Source organism: Vibrio pelagius, from assembly GCF_024347575.1.
Classification (GTDB): Bacteria; Pseudomonadota; Gammaproteobacteria; order Enterobacterales; family Vibrionaceae; genus Vibrio; species Vibrio pelagius.
In genome coordinates, this window is sequence record NZ_AP025503.1 from 1,008,440 (window position 1) to 1,022,574 (window position 14,135).

A 14,135-nucleotide genomic window follows, 5' to 3' on the forward strand; every position below is an offset into this window, starting at 1 on the left:
TAATCTCTAAAGAGTTAAGAAGAATATGGTGGAGGGGGACGGATTCGAACCATCGAAGGCGGAGCCGGCAGATTTACAGTCTGCTCCCTTTGGCCACTCGGGAACCCCTCCAGGGTGTTTCCTATCTAACATAGGCTCAATTGAAGTTTTCCCAACGATTCAATCGAGGTTTTCTTATCTCAAAAGAGTTAAGAAGAATATGGTGGAGGGGGACGGATTCGAACCATCGAAGGCGGAGCCGGCAGATTTACAGTCTGCTCCCTTTGGCCACTCGGGAACCCCTCCTGGGGTGTTTTCCTATCTCTTAGTGGATAGGCTTAAGAAATGTTTTTCCCAACACATCTCTCAAGTGCGGAGCGCATCATAGCAAACACGTTTAACCTGTAAAGAGTTTTTCTTATGGTTTTGTGTTGAATGCTGCCTTTTTGGGCAAAGATAGCGAAAAGTGCGCGTTTTGCTCGGTAAGTGAACATATGTTCTGGCTGTACCGTATTGCTGTCTTAAGTTATAGAGTACGTAATTATCGAAAATATCGAGAGTAATTGTATTTACTTGGTCAACCACGTTGATTAGATCCACGATATTTTACCGAATGTCAGTATAATTTAACGACATTTACACTTCTTGACGTTATTCGCTGCTATCAATTGTTAGAATACGGTCAATTACTTTATAGAGATCTTGAATCTAACTTACAGACTATCGTTATGACACATAAATCCATTTTATCTCTACTTAGCTTATCTATTCTCTTGGCGTCTCCAGCCGTAGTTGCTAAGCGCATGGGACCAAGCGCAGTGACTGTCGTTACTGAACAGGTCGATATTCATCAAGTGAACCAGTCCCTTTCCCTTGTCGGTAAGCTAGAAGCTGAGCAATCAGTGATCGTCTCGTCTGAGATTTCTGGCAAAGTTGACTCTATTCACGTTAAAGCCAATCAAGAAGTCAAAAAGGGGCAGCTACTGGTTCAACTGGATGACGATAAAGCGAAGGCAGCGGTGGCAGAAGCAAAAGCGTATCTAAAAGACGAGCGTCGTAAACTGGCTGAATTTGAACGCTTGGTAAAAAGAAACGCGATCACACAAACTGAAATTGATGCACAGAAGACCAGTGTTGAGATTGCACTCGCAAGACTGGCGGCAGCCAATGCCAATCTAAAAGACCTTCATATTTCAGCACCATTTTCCGGCACCGTTGGTTTTATCGATTTTAGTCGAGGCAAATTAGTCAGTTCAGGCACTGAATTGGTGACACTCGATGACTTATCTGTCATGCAGTTAGATCTTCAGGTGCCAGAGCGTTATTTATCGAAGCTATCAAAGGGGATGACAGTCACAGCGCGTACAAGTGCGTGGGGTGATACCGAGTTTTCTGGCACTGTGGTGGGTATTGACTCTCGTATTAACACTGAAACACTGAACTTGCGTGTTCGTATTCACTTCGATAACCCGAACGACTACCTCAAACCGGGTATGCTGGTTTCTGCTGAGATGGACTTTCCACCCGTTGAAGCGCCGATTATCCCTGTACAGGCTCTGCAATACTCGGGCACTAAGCGTTACGTTTATGTCGTCGGCGAAGATAACAAAGCGACGCGCACAGAAGTATTCTTAGGTGCTCGTATTGATAATGAAGTGGTTATCGAAAAAGGCATCAACATTGGTGACAAGATTGTGGTTCAAGGCATTGTGAACATGCGCGATGGTGTTCAGGTTCAAGAGCTTGGTGTGACAACATCAGCAAAGCGTCAACCTCAGCAAGAGGAAGCTAACTAATGCTGTTATCTGATGTTTCAGTAAAAAGACCAGTAGCAGCGCTGGTTCTCAGTTTGCTCTTAGTGGTGTTTGGTATCGTTTCGTTCAGCAAACTTGCCGTACGAGAAATGCCAGATATTGAGAGCCCAGTTGTTTCTATTAGTACCCGCTATGAAGGCGCTTCTGCGACCATCATTGAAAGCCAGATCACCTCTAACTTAGAGGACCAGCTTTCCGGAATTAGCGGGATTGATGAAATCGAATCGACGACCCGAAACGGCTCTTCACGTATCACGATTACCTTTGAGCTAGGTTATGACTTAAATACGGGTGTCAGTGATGTTCGTGATGCGGTAGCTCGCGCTCAACGCTCTTTGCCTGATGAAGCGGACGATCCGATTGTTTATAAGAACAATGGTAGTGGTGAAGCGTCGTTATACATCAACCTCAGCTCCACTGAAATGGACCGAACCCAACTGACGGACTACACCGAGCGTGTGCTTATCGATAGGTTCAGTCTGATTTCAGGCGTCAGTTCGGTCGATATCTCGGGCGGTCTGTATAAGGTTATGTACGTCAAACTTAAGCCAGAGTTAATGGCGGGACGCGGTGTGACGGCAACGGACATTACGACTGCACTGCGCAATGAGAACATTGAGAGCCCGGGCGGTGAGGTACGTAACGATGCGATTGTGATGTCGGTTCGCACTGCGCGCTCGTATACCCAAGCGGAAGACTTCGAGTACCTGGTTGTTAAGCGTGCATCGGACAACTCACCGATCTACCTAAAAGATGTCGCTGATGTCTATATTGGCGCAGAGAACGAAAACTCGACCTTTAAGAGTGACGGTGTCGTCAACGTGAGCATGGGTATCGTGCCGCAATCGGATGCGAACCCGCTAGAAGTGGCTGACCTTGTTCATAAAGAAGTGGAGAATATTCAAAAATTCTTGCCGGATGGTACTCGTTTAGCCATTGACTACGACTCAACCGTATTTATCGATCGCTCTATTACAGAGGTGTATAGCACGCTGTTTATCACAGGTGGTTTGGTGATCTTGGTGCTATACGTGTTTATTGGACAAGCACGTGCCACTTTGATTCCTGCGGTAACCGTGCCTGTGTCTCTAATATCTTCATTTATTGCGGCGTACTATTTTGGATTTTCGATTAACCTGATCACCTTGATGGCGCTAATTTTATCGATTGGTCTGGTTGTCGATGACGCTATTGTTGTGGTCGAGAACATTTTCCACCACATCGAACGTGGTGAATCGCCTCTGCTTGCGGCTTACAAAGGCACGCGTGAGGTTGGTTTTGCCGTTATTGCGACCACGCTAGTGCTGGTGATGGTATTCCTACCTATCTCCTTTATGGACGGTATGGTTGGTCTACTGTTCACTGAATTTTCCGTGTTATTGGCAATGTCGGTGATCTTCTCGTCGCTGGTTGCTTTAACTCTGACGCCGGTATTAGGTAGTAAGATCTTAAAAGCTAACGTGAAACCGAATCGCTTTAACCACTTCGTTGAGCGTGTTTTCGGCAAGCTAGAGAAAGTTTACCGCAGTATTTTGCGCCGCGCGCTGGGTTGGCGCTTGGCTGCACCAATCATCATTATCGCGTGTTTGGGTGGTAGCTATGGCTTAATGCAACAAGTGCCTGCACAACTAACACCACAAGAAGACCGAGGTGTGATCTTCGCGTTTGTTCGTGGTGCAGACGCAACCAGTTATAACCGTATGTCTGCTAACATGGATCTGGTTGAAGAGCGTTTGATGCCGCTACTAGGTCAAGGGTTCTTGAAGTCGTTTAGCTTACAATCGCCAGCATTTGGCGGTAACGCAGGTGACCAAACTGGCTTCGTAATCATGATTCTAGAAGACTGGAATGAACGTGAAACGACCGCTCAAGAAGCACTAGGTCAAGTGCGAAAAGCACTGACGGGCATTCCAGATGTGCGTATTTTCCCATTCATGCCGGGTTTCCGTGGCGGTTCAAGCGAGCCTGTTCAGTTTGTACTTGGTGGTTCTGATTATCCTGAACTGCAAAAGTGGGCTGAGATCTTAAAGCAAGCGGCTGAAGATTCGCCAATGATGGAAGGTGCTGACATCGATTACTCAGAGAAGACGCCTGAACTGTTGGTCACTGTCGACAAGCAACGCGCTGCTGAATTAGGCGTTAGTGTTTCTGACATCTCAGACACGCTAGAGATCATGCTCGGCGGTAAGAGTGAAACTACCTTTGTAGAACGCGGGGAAGAGTATGACGTGTATCTGCGTGGCGATGAAAACAGTTTCAACAACGCGAGTGATCTTAGCCAGATATACATGAGAACCCCGTCGGGTGAACTCGTCACCTTGGATACGTTGACTAAAATTGAAGAAGTCGCCTCGTCTATTCGTTTGTCTCACTACAACAAGCAGAAGTCGATCACCATAACGGCAAACTTGATGGATGGCTACACTCTAGGTGAAGCACTTGATTTCCTTGATGAGCAGGCGATTGAGATGCTGCCAGGCGATATTTCAGTGAGCTACTCTGGCGAGTCTAAAGACTTCAAAGAGAACCAATCGAGCATCCTTGTTGTGTTTGCTTTGGCAATGCTGGTTGCTTACCTCGTACTAGCGGCGCAGTTTGAAAGCTTCATCAACCCTTTAGTGGTGATGTTCACCGTACCTATGGGGATTTTCGGTGGCTTCTTAGGTTTGGTGCTAATGAGTCAAGGTTTGAACGTTTACAGTCAGATCGGCATGATCATGTTGATCGGTATGGTAACGAAGAATGGTATCTTGATCGTTGAGTTTGCCAACCAACTGCGTGACCGTGGCATTGAATTTGAGAAGGCGATTGTGGATGCATCTGCACGTCGCTTGCGTCCAATCATGATGACAGCGTTTACCACACTCGCTGGCGCCATTCCGTTGATTACTTCGACCGGAGCGGGTTACGAAAGCCGCGTCGCGGTAGGTACGGTTATCTTCTTTGGTATGGGTTTTGCGACACTGGTGACGCTGTTTGTTATCCCTGCGATGTATCGCTTGATCTCAGGTGCGACACGATCTCCGGGTCACGTAGAGGCTGAATTGAACAAAGCCCTGAGTCACGACACGGTTGGTCGTACTTCACATGGTTGATCGTTAATTTAACTTAGCAATCTATAAAAGCCTGCGTTTGTTCCTAGCGAACAGCAGGCTTTTTTTGTATAACAACAGAGCTCAATACAAATAGAAAAAATAAGGAATGTAAAGTGGCTGAATTCAAATATAAAAATCTGTCTCAAGAAGAACAAGACAAGCTGGATGCGGCGACTTTTCGTCGTCTATTGGCACACCTAGATAATAACAAAGACGTTCAGAACATTGACCTAATGATTCTTGCGGGCTTCTGCCGCAACTGCTTCAGTAAGTGGTACAAAGCCGAGGCAGAGCAACAAGGTCTAGACATCGATATCGATGATGCTCGTGAGCGAGTGTACGGTATGACTTATGACGAGTGGAAACAGAACCACCAACCAAAAGCGACACCAGAGCAGTTAGCCGCGTTCGAAGCGAAGCAAAAGCCAGAGTAAACAATTCGACCTATTAAAAAAGCGGCATGAACCTTTTCATGCCGCTTTTTGTTTTAAGCCTTTTGGTATTGTTTAAACAAACGAGTGTTTACAGCTCGCCAGTTTGGTTAAACACTTTGAGTTTTTCCGCGAATGGCTCAATGTCACCGATGTTTTCACGAACCCACTCGTCATCAAAGTAGGTGTCTAGGTAGCGCTCACCGCTATCACACAATAGGGTAACGATAGAACCTTTCTCACCACGTGCTTTCATCTCGCTCGCTAACTGTAATACACCATACATATTTGTACCTGTTGAAGCGCCGACTTTACGGCCAAGCAGTTCTGACAACCAGTGCGTTGTCGCAATACTTGCTGCATCTGGAATAGTACGCATCTCATCGACGACACCTGTAATGAAGCTTGGCTCAACACGTGGGCGACCAATGCCTTCAATCTTACTGCCTTTGTCGCCAGTAAGATCGACATTACCTGTCTTAAAGAAGTCGTGGAATACCGAGTTTTCTGGGTCTACCACACACAGTTTTGTTTCATGTTGTTGGTAACGGATGAAACGACCAATGGTTGCAGAGGTGCCACCAGTCCCAGGGCTCATCACCACCCATGCTGGAATAGGGTGATCTTCCATTTGCATCTGGTTGAAAATCGAGTTGGCGATGTTGTTGTTACCACGCCAGTCGGTTGCTCGCTCTGCATAGGTGAATTGGTCCATGTAGTGACCATTTAACTCTTTCGCGAGGCGACGAGATTCAGCGTAGATCTGGTCAGAGCGATCAACGAGGTGAGCTTGGCCACCGTAGAACTCAATCTGCTCAATTTTTTTCTTGGCTGTGCACTTTGGCATCACCGCAATAAAAGGCAGACCGAGCAAACGAGCAAAGTACGCTTCTGATACTGCGGTACTGCCAGACGATGACTCAATGATCGTTGTTTCTGGGCCAACCCAACCATTACAAATCGCGTATAGGAAAAGTGAACGCGCTAAGCGGTGTTTTAGAGAACCCGTAGGGTGTGTACTTTCATCTTTTAGGTAGATATCAATGCCCTCGACACTTGGAAGGTCAAGCTTGATAAGGTGAGTATCGGCGGAGCGTTGAAAGTCTGCTTCGATTTTTCGAATGGCGTTATTAATCCATTTATGGTCAGTACACATAGGGAATCTCCACGAATTTGACGTTATTCTTTTTATGTTTGCTATGCCATTAAATTAACGAGATCTGCAGAGAAAAACTTTGCTATATTTACTGTTTATTGATGACTTGATAGAAAAATTTTCTCTTTGAAGGGGTTTTATTGAAAAATGCTTGATGCTACGGACAAAAATATACTGCGTTTGCTTCAGCAAGACAGTACGCTGTCACTTAACGATATTGCGGAAGCTGTGAACCTAACTACGACCCCTTGTTGGAAGCGTCTTAAGCGTTTAGAAGAAAAGGGGGTAATCGAAAAACGGGTCGCGCTGCTCAACCCTGAGAAGCTGGATCTGTCATTTACGGCATTTGTTTTGGTTAAAACCAGCGACCACTCACATGAATGGTACGGACGTTTTGTCAGCACAGTTTCGGAATTCCCGGAAGTGATGGAGTTCTACCGAATGGCGGGTGAATATGACTACATGCTCAAAGTTCAGGTTAGAGACATGAAGTGTTTTGATGAGTTTTATAAGCGACTTGTGAACAGTGTGGATGGCCTCTCTAATGTCACTTCTACATTTGCGATGGAACCTTTGAAGTACACAACCGCACTGCCGTTGTAATAAATAGAGAGATTTTTCGCCGTTTAATTAAGTAGGATAAAGTTGAAAAGGGCTTGAGTAGAACTCAAACCCTTTGTTTTATTGGTTTGTTAATGCAGGCTAAGACTTCACGAGAGTTATTTAGTAAAGCGCATCACACCTTCTTGAACGGCTGTTGCAACCAATTGACCTTGCTGGTTGTAGATCTCTCCTCGTACCAAGCCTCGGGTATTACTCGCTGTAGGACTCTCTATCGCGTAAAGCAGCCACTCATCCATCTTGAATGGACGATGGAACCAGATTGAGTGATCAATCGTGGCTACTTGGAAGTTAGGTGTCATTAAAGAAACTTCGTGAGGGTGAAGTGCCGTCACGAGAAAGCCCCAGTCAGAAGCATAAGCCAGTAAGTATTGGTGGATCAAATGGTTGTCTGGCATCTCGCCATTTGCGCGAACCCAAAGGTACTGCTTTGGTTCTGCTTTCTGAGGTTTGAGTGGATTGACAACCGTAACTGGGCGCATCTCAATTGGCTTCTCGCCACAAAAAGTCTTTCTTAGCTTCTCAGGCAAGAACTCAGCGATATGGCTCGCAAGCTCTGTCTCTGATGCAAAGTTTTCTGGCCCTGGAATGTCAGGCATGGTGTTTTGGTGTTCAAAGCCTTCAGCATCACCATGGTATGAAGCGGTGAGGTAGAAGATAGGGCGACCATTTTGAATCGCTTTAACACGGCGAGTGCTGAAGCTGCGCCCGTCTCTTAAGTTCTCTACATCATAAATAATCGGCTTCTCTGGATCACCCGGATACAGAAAGTAACTGTGGAAAGAGTGGACACTGCGATCTTCCTCTACCGTGTAGCGCGCAGCAGACAAGGCTTGTCCAAGTACTTGTCCACCGTAGACTTGTGGCAGCCCAAGGTTTTCACTTTGTCCTCGGAAGAGACCCTCTTCCAGTTTTTCTAGCTGAAGTAAACGTAGTAATTCTTTTAGTGGTTGACTCATTGCCAGAGTACCTCTTAATAAAATGAGAGCAGGTTAAAGGGTTAACCAGGCTGCTCAGTCAAATATCTGTCAATAAATCATAGGGTTTCAAGACAGAATATGAAAGCTCTCTTATAATTAGCATACAGTTTTGCTAAATCGTGCAAATACATTGAGAGAAATATCTTATGAAAAAGGCTTTATTAATCGCAACGTCTTTAATCTCTTTTGGTTTCCTATCGGGCTGCCAAACTACGGAACAAAGTGAGGCTCCCCAAGAAGTTGTCGCAGAGAACATCAAAATGGTGACGGGTACGGTAAGTTATCGAGAGCGTATTGCACTTCCTGAAAATGCACTGGTAACGGTAACACTGGAAGATATCTCATTGGCTGATGCACCTTCAAAGGTATTGGCAACTCAAGAGTTTACAACCGATGGTAAACAAGTGCCGTTTGCGTTTGAATTAAAGTATGATGCGAGCCAAATTGAGGATAATCATCGCTACAATGTACGCGCAACCATTCATGTTGATGACAAGTTACGCTTTACTACAGACACGATAGCTCCAGTGATCACTGATGCAGCAAATACAGAGTCACTCAATTTGCGTTTGGTTGGCGTGCGTTAGTTCGCTGCACCAGATAATGATTAAATGAAAAGCAATGGCAGCGTTACGGCTGCCATTTGTATTTTTTGAGCTTGATTCTTCCCGCCTCACTCACTTCAATGCCCTCCGCCTCTAAATGACGCTTTTGTCGTTCGAAGTTCTCGCCTTTTAGCGAAATCTCGCCTTTACTATTAATGACCCTAAACCAAGGGAGCTGACTTCCCTCTGGTAAATTGCCCAAAGCTTTGCCTACGTGACGCGCATAACCTGGAAAGCCCGAAAAACGTGCTATGTCTCCATAAGTTGTTACTTTCCCATAGGGAATTTGGTGAATTACAGCAAAGATTTGGGGTAAAAATTGGTCCATACTAACTATTCCTAGTTCATTAATACCACGGATCGGTAGAAGGAGAGAGCTATGGTATTTTCAACGTTTCAGTTCTTAGTGACAACCCTGTTGGCGGTTGTTTGTGCCCGAGCCATTAGCCTAAGTGACGGCGACATTCCAGTGTTAGCTATGGTTATCCCTGCGTTATGGATATTACCTCAAGGAGGAGTCGCTGGCTTAGCTCTACTCGCCTCAATGACCGTCTATGGCCTGACACTTCCAATGCAGCCGATAACCTTATCAGTCAGTGCTTGGGTGTTGTTCCCTCTGCTGATGGTTGTTTTCTCACGCCGCAGTAGCTTGTCAGTACTTGTGGTATCAGGATTAATTGTCACGACTCTACAAGTCGGAATTATGGTGACTCAATCTGCAGGCAAGCTTGATGGTACGCCTTGGGTTACGGTTCTTCAAACCCTATCAATCATAGTTATCTGGTGGGCAGCGAATCACCTCAAACCGGCCAGTCGACACAGCTGGTGGTCACTGTTTCTAATATTGCCACTCTGGATAGCAGACTTACCTTACGCGGCGCTAGTAGCCTTATGCGTAACTGGCATCATGGCGTCAATGGAGGCGATGACCAAGCTTAAAACCTTCCGCTGGAATAAGCTGTTGTGCTGGACACTGCCCACTGCCGGTTTTGCTGCATTAGTGGTCACACCAAGCATTGAAGTACCGAGCCCAGTATTTGTGGTGTGGTTGTGTTTGTTAGGCACGGCATGGATGACCGACTACATCATTCGTACAGAGGATAACGAAGACATCGATATCTAAGCGAGTGACTCGTGCATTTGCTATGACTATTGCTCCACCTTAATCGTAGATAAATGACCAATTTCCCTGCGATTTACTCGTGGTTTGAATAAAGGATAAGCACTTAGACCACAATTGTTTAAAAATAGGGTGGAAGGGCTTGCAATGGTTGCGGGGATGCTTAATAATCCAGTCACTCTTTGAGGCAAGCCTCTTAGAAAACGAATCTATGGGGGCCTGGTCCTCCCGCAACAATAGCTCGTGAACTCGGTCAGGTCCGGAAGGAAGCAGCCGCAGCGAGTGACTTGTGTGCCGGGATGTGGCTGGGTTCCCACCCTTTTAAATGTTGTTAAAAGCATAACCTGTCCCAATAAAACCATAACTTGTCCTTTTAAAACCCTTAAAGTGTCCTAAGCTTATTTTAGTTGTTTTGTTACAACAAAAGGGACGCATATGTATATTCGTAATCTTCGCAAGCCATCGCCTAATAAGAACATCTACAAATTCTCGAGTCTCAAAAACCGAGATGCTGTCATGTGTGAGGGTAGTCTGGAGAGAGACTGCTGCTATCATTTCGAATATGATCCAGATGTAGTTCACTACGAATCTCAGCCAGAGGGTTTCTACTATGACTTCCATGGGAAAAAGCGCCCTTACACTCCTGATTTCCTAGCTACCTATGTTGACGGTACATTCAAGTATGTGGAAGTCAAACCACACTCGAAAACGTTATCTAAGACGTTTAAACAAGAATTTGCTGCTCGTAAAGAGGCTGCCAATCGAAGAGGATTTGGTCTTGTTTTGGTGACTGATAAGCAAATTAGAGATGGGTACTTTCTCAAAAACTCAGAGTTGGTACATCGGTATAGTGGATGTATCGAAGGCGATGAGCTTGCATTCAAAGTGCATTCGTATCTGATTTCACAGGAAACAATGAAAATCAGTGATCTAGCCGTCTCAATTGGAGAGTCCGTCGGTCGGGTGTTCGCTTCTGTTTTAAAACTGATTGCAGTAGGAAAAGCCGGTGTTGATTTAGATATCGCTATGTTGAGTGGAAGTACAACTGTTTCGGTGAGATGAAATGGTTGGTCGATTCCATGACGAGTTCGAGCCCGAGTACAACGAAGATTCTGAAATAGAACATGAGCTTTTGCCTGAAACTCAGACCGAACGTCTTAAATACTCGAGATTACAGTCGACACAGATTATTGAGCGAGACCTCTCTTCATATCCTGAGGAGCAGAAGAGCAAAGCGCTCGAAAGGTATAAATTGCTATCCTTAGTTGCGAATGAACTGAGCGGAGGTTGGACTCCTAAAAACCTCAACCCCCTAATTGAAAAACACTTCTCCAAAACACGTCTTACCAAGAAACCTAGCTATAAATCACTGCAACGTTGGCACAATTCATTTGTTGACTCGAATGGAAGTTTTACTAGCTTGGTCGATAAAAACCACCTTAAAGGTAATCGAGAAGCCAGAGTTATTGGTGATGAAAAATATTATGATGAAGCTCTGAAGATGTTCTTAGACGCAAGGCGACAGTCGATTAGAGCGGCATTCATCTTTTACAGCGACAGGATAACAGTAGCTAACGATAAGATAGTCGCCGGAAAAATACCCAAAGTCTCATATGAAGCGTTTAAGAATCGTATTCGCAAAGAGGAGCCATACAGCGTCGCGCTCGCTCGGCATGGGAAATACTACGCAGATAAGCTCTATAACTATTATCAATCTGTGGATATGCCGACTCGAATTTTGGAACGAGTCGAGATGGATCATACCCCCTTGGATTTGATTCTATTGCATGATGACCTCATGGTGCCGTTGGGTAGAGCACATTTGACACTGCTCGTAGATGTTTTTAGTGGGTGCATAATTGGCTTTCATCTAGGCTTTAAAGCTCCTAGTTATGTGTCGGCATCTAGAGCCGTTATTCATGCGACAAAAAGTAAGAGCTACATTTCTGAAATGCCTATTTCATTCAACAATGAATGGCTTTGCGAGGGGAAAATAGAGAACTTGGTGGTCGACAACGGTGCGGAGTTTTGGTCAAAAAGCTGGGAGGATGCATGCTTGGAGGTTGGGATAAATGTCGTTTATAACAAGGTTCGCAAACCATGGTTAAAGCCATTTGTTGAACGTAAATTTGGTGAAATTGTTCAAGGGATTGTTGGCTGGGTGCCGGGTAAAACATTCTCTAACGTGCTGGAAAAAGAAGACTACAAACCAGAAAAAGATGCAGTCATGCGTTTTAGTACCTTCGTAGAAGAGTTCCACCGTTGGATAGTAGACGTGCACAATGTTAATGCTGATAGTCGTCATAAAAGAATACCAAACCTTTACTGGAAGCAAAGCTATGACGTTTTACCACCATTAAAACTCTTACCCGATCAGGAGCAAGCATTTAGCGTAGTTATGGGAATTCTTCAGCATCGAAAGCTGACTGACAAAGGCATTAAGTTCATGCATATAGACTATGACTGTGTAGCGTTGTCTGATTATAGGAAGACGTACCCCCAAACAAAAGAGTCGTTGAAAAAGAAAATAAAAGTAGACCCAGATGATTTATCCGCTATCTATGTGTACCTCGAGGAGCTTAAAGGATATGTGAAGGTTCCAAGTAAGGATCCAATTGGTTACACCGTTAGATTGAGCGTTTGCGAGCATGAAAAGATTTTGGCGGCTCATCGAACCTATATAAAAGGCGAAATGGATGTACTGTCATTAGCAAAAGCTCGACTAGCTCTGCATGACCGAATTGAGTCAGAACAAGCAGAATTAATGCAGTTAACGCATTCTGAACGCAAACGAAAAGCGAAATCGACTAAGAAAGTTGCAGAGATATCCAGTGTTAACAGCGATACCCCTCACTCCAAGCTGAGTGATAGAGCGTCAAAATCAAGCTTTGGTATCTCAGAGCAGGAAACCAATTCTCAAACAACTCCGCTAGAGAACTTTAGGTCTAAATGGAACGAGCGCAAAAACCGGAGGGAATAGTTGTGACCACAGTGAGAAGGAATTTGGAGCGGGATGAAGTTTTAGCAAACTATCATGACTCTTTTTCAATTTACCCAGAGGTTGAAAAAGTCCTCTCTGGACTCGAGTGGATAATGAGACGCAGGAAGTTTGGCACTTTTGCGCCATCAATGCTTCTGACAGCTGGCACCGGTGCAGGAAAGACAGCCACAATTAATCATTTTATCGAGAAAAACTTATCAAGGAATGAAGTTCTTATTACTCGTGTAAGACCCACGTTACTTGAGACTTTACTATGGATGGCCAAAGAACTTGGAGCTTATAGAAATAGCAGAGCTAAGCCTTCAGAGATCGGGTTAACGGATTGTGTGATTGAAACATCGAAAAGAGTTGGGCTTAAATTATTAGTGATTGAGGAGTGCCAAGAGTTGTTTGAACGAACCAGTCATAACCAGAGGCAGGATATTAGAGACCGTCTCAAAATGATTAGTGATGAGTGTCATTTGCCGATTGTGTTTGTAGGACTTCATAGTGCTGGACTAATTTTAGAAGACTCTCAGTGGAATAGGCGAATTATGGTTCGACGCACACTCCCTTACATTAAGATCACAGATGAGCCTGCAATTGACAATTATTTAGATGTTTTAGATGCTCTCGAAAAGGCAGTGCCTTTAAGATTCAAGGTGCCGTTGACAGACGTTGATTTCGCAATGAGATTGTTATCGGCAAGCAAAGGTGTACTTGGTGAGATTAAAGAGTTAATTGCAGCCGCACTAGAGGTCGCTTTGGAGAAAAAGAAGGATTGTATTGACGAGGAGGACTTTGCTGCTGTTTACGAGAAAATTAACGATCCCAATGATACAAATCCTTTCACTGTGCAGATAGATGCTCTAACTATAGAGCAAATAGCTTCTTATGAAAATTATGTCGCCGATGCCGAGACTGGTGAACTTTGTTTTGTAAAGCAGGTGTTTAGCAAATTATCGATACAGCAACTTGTTGGTTAGTGAGCCATCTTGCTTAGAGTTAACTAGGTTGTGTCAGTTTTTCTAATAGGGTCGCCTTCTCTTCATCACTCAGCTTATCAATCGCACACGCCAACTCAGCACTCAACTCATTCCTACAGAAAAAGTAATTCAGCGGCACATCTAACTCTTCAGCCATACGTTCGAGTGTACCAATATCTGGTACGTGTCTACCTTTCTCATAATGGTTCATTCGCCCACTAGCAGAACTTGGTTCCATGCCGATTTTCACCCCTAAATCTTTTTGGGTGATCTTGGCTTTTTTACGCGCAGCTTTGAGCCTCGCTGGGATTGGGTTGTCTTTCTGCACTTACACATTTCTTTTCAACCTTTAGATAACTTAGATTGTC

The 14,135-nt window shown here is 44.8% G+C and carries 13 protein-coding genes, 2 tRNA genes and 1 other RNA gene; 10 read left to right on the forward strand and 6 right to left on the reverse strand.

Annotated elements, in window-relative coordinates:
• Positions 1-26: 26 nt before the first annotated feature.
• Positions 27-111: transfer RNA gene (locus tag vsple_RS04580), tRNA-Tyr, on the reverse strand.
• An 89-nt stretch (positions 112-200) separates the two neighbouring features.
• Positions 201-285: transfer RNA gene (locus vsple_RS04585), tRNA-Tyr, on the reverse strand.
• 422 nt (positions 286-707) lie between these two features.
• Here vsple_RS04585 and vsple_RS04590 point away from each other — a divergent pair.
• The 3 genes from vsple_RS04590 to vsple_RS04600 all read left to right on the forward strand — a co-directional run bounded on the left by vsple_RS04590 (position 708) and on the right by vsple_RS04600 (position 5,322).
• Positions 708-1,775 (forward strand): efflux RND transporter periplasmic adaptor subunit, encoded by a 1,068-nt coding sequence (locus vsple_RS04590; protein WP_255231095.1) that lies wholly within the window; start codon positions 708-710, stop codon positions 1,773-1,775.
• Positions 1,775-4,888 (forward strand): vibriobactin export RND transporter permease subunit VexH, encoded by a 3,114-nt coding sequence (vexH, locus tag vsple_RS04595; RefSeq protein ID WP_261882785.1) that lies wholly within the window; start codon positions 1,775-1,777, stop codon positions 4,886-4,888. The genes vsple_RS04590 and vexH overlap by 1 nt, the downstream gene beginning before the upstream one ends.
• A 113-nt stretch (positions 4,889-5,001) precedes the next feature.
• The gene (locus tag vsple_RS04600) at positions 5,002-5,322 is read left to right on the forward strand and encodes a DUF1244 domain-containing protein (protein ID WP_032549579.1); all 321 of its coding nucleotides are present in this window, start codon (positions 5,002-5,004) and stop codon (positions 5,320-5,322) included.
• A gap of 88 nt (positions 5,323-5,410) precedes the next feature.
• On the opposite strand, the gene vsple_RS04605 is transcribed toward vsple_RS04600, so the two are convergent.
• A complete protein-coding gene (locus tag vsple_RS04605; protein WP_261882786.1) occupies positions 5,411-6,475 on the reverse strand; it encodes a PLP-dependent cysteine synthase family protein in 1,065 nt (354 codons plus the stop codon).
• A gap of 147 nt (positions 6,476-6,622) precedes the next feature.
• Here vsple_RS04605 and vsple_RS04610 point away from each other — a divergent pair, with 147 nt between their 5' ends.
• Positions 6,623-7,078, forward strand: a complete 456-nt coding sequence (locus tag vsple_RS04610; protein ID WP_261882787.1) for an Lrp/AsnC family transcriptional regulator — start codon at positions 6,623-6,625, stop codon at positions 7,076-7,078.
• Between the two features lie 116 nt (positions 7,079-7,194).
• On the opposite strand, the gene tesB is transcribed toward vsple_RS04610, so the two are convergent.
• Positions 7,195-8,055 (reverse strand): acyl-CoA thioesterase II, encoded by an 861-nt coding sequence (gene tesB / locus vsple_RS04615; protein WP_255231091.1) that lies wholly within the window; start codon positions 8,053-8,055, stop codon positions 7,195-7,197.
• Between the two features lie 167 nt (positions 8,056-8,222).
• Between tesB and vsple_RS04620 the strand changes: the two genes are divergently transcribed.
• Positions 8,223-8,663, forward strand: coding sequence for a YbaY family lipoprotein (locus vsple_RS04620; RefSeq protein WP_261882788.1), 441 nt, complete (start codon positions 8,223-8,225; stop codon positions 8,661-8,663).
• A 43-nt stretch (positions 8,664-8,706) separates the two neighbouring features.
• Here vsple_RS04620 and vsple_RS04625 read toward each other — a convergent pair whose 3' ends face one another.
• The gene (locus vsple_RS04625; RefSeq protein ID WP_261882789.1) at positions 8,707-9,009 is read right to left on the reverse strand and encodes an MGMT family protein; all 303 of its coding nucleotides are present in this window, start codon (positions 9,007-9,009) and stop codon (positions 8,707-8,709) included.
• 51 nt (positions 9,010-9,060) lie between these two features.
• On the opposite strand from vsple_RS04625, the gene vsple_RS04630 reads away from it, so the two are divergent.
• The 5 genes from vsple_RS04630 to vsple_RS04650 all read left to right on the forward strand — a co-directional run bounded on the left by vsple_RS04630 (position 9,061) and on the right by vsple_RS04650 (position 13,767).
• On the forward strand, positions 9,061-9,804 hold the full coding sequence (locus vsple_RS04630; RefSeq protein WP_261882790.1) for a VP0952 family biofilm-associated protein: 744 nt from the start codon (positions 9,061-9,063) through the stop codon (positions 9,802-9,804).
• A gap of 214 nt (positions 9,805-10,018) precedes the next feature.
• An RNA gene (gene ffs / locus vsple_RS04635) (signal recognition particle sRNA small type) lies at positions 10,019-10,115 on the forward strand.
• A gap of 121 nt (positions 10,116-10,236) precedes the next feature.
• Positions 10,237-10,863, forward strand: a complete 627-nt coding sequence (locus tag vsple_RS04640; protein WP_239842463.1) for a TnsA endonuclease N-terminal domain-containing protein — start codon at positions 10,237-10,239, stop codon at positions 10,861-10,863.
• Position 10,864: 1 nt separating this feature from the next.
• Positions 10,865-12,781 carry an integrase catalytic domain-containing protein gene (locus vsple_RS04645; protein ID WP_261882791.1) on the forward strand — a complete coding sequence of 639 codons (1,917 nt, stop codon included), beginning with the start codon at positions 10,865-10,867 and terminating at the stop codon, positions 12,779-12,781.
• Positions 12,751-13,767 (forward strand): TniB family NTP-binding protein, encoded by a 1,017-nt coding sequence (locus vsple_RS04650; RefSeq protein ID WP_261882792.1) that lies wholly within the window; start codon positions 12,751-12,753, stop codon positions 13,765-13,767. Before vsple_RS04645 ends, vsple_RS04650 begins: the two co-directional genes overlap by 31 nt.
• Before the next feature lie 19 nt (positions 13,768-13,786).
• On the opposite strand, the gene vsple_RS04655 is transcribed toward vsple_RS04650, so the two are convergent.
• Positions 13,787-14,095 (reverse strand): helix-turn-helix domain-containing protein, encoded by a 309-nt coding sequence (locus tag vsple_RS04655; protein WP_252011408.1) that lies wholly within the window; start codon positions 14,093-14,095, stop codon positions 13,787-13,789.
• Positions 14,096-14,135 lie beyond the last annotated feature (40 nt).